Source organism: Vibrio ouci (assembly GCF_004551525.1).
Classification (GTDB): domain Bacteria; phylum Pseudomonadota; class Gammaproteobacteria; order Enterobacterales; family Vibrionaceae; genus Vibrio; species Vibrio ouci.
Window position 1 is genome coordinate 1 of the sequence record NZ_SATR01000373.1, and the last position, 434, is coordinate 434.

Consider the following 434-nt stretch of genomic DNA (forward strand, 5'->3'; position numbering starts at 1 on the left):
TACAAATCAATTGTCATTTGTTGAGATTGAGTTTGATGATGAGATCCGTGCACTCATTTTGCTAGCTTCACTTCCAAGCAGTTGGGAAGGTATGAGGACAGCCGTGAGCAATTCAGCTGGAGAATCCAAACTGAAATATGATGACATCCGAGACTTGATTTTAGCTGAAGAAGTGCGAAGGAAAGACTCAAGTGAAAGTTCAAGTTCAGGATCAGCTCTCAACATTAACACTCGAGGGAGGAGACAGGATAGAGGCTTATCCAGAGGCAGATCCAAATCAAGATACAGAAGTAAAAGCAAGTCCGGACCCAGAAAGCAGGTTGAATGTTGGAATTGTGGCAAACCTGGTCATTTCATGAGGAATTGCACAAAACCGAAAAAACCTGAAGCTGACTCTGCAAACGCTACCACAGATGAGGTGCAAGACGCTTTGA

At 43.5% G+C, this 434-nt stretch carries 1 protein-coding gene; it reads left to right on the forward strand.

Annotation, left to right across the window (positions count from 1 at the left end; genetic code table 11):
• Window positions 1-191 precede the first annotated feature (191 nt).
• Window positions 192-359 carry a hypothetical protein gene (locus tag ELS82_RS28040; protein WP_244230899.1) on the forward strand — a complete coding sequence of 56 codons (168 nt, stop codon included), beginning with the start codon at window positions 192-194 and terminating at the stop codon, window positions 357-359.
• Window positions 360-434: the final 75 nt, after the last annotated feature.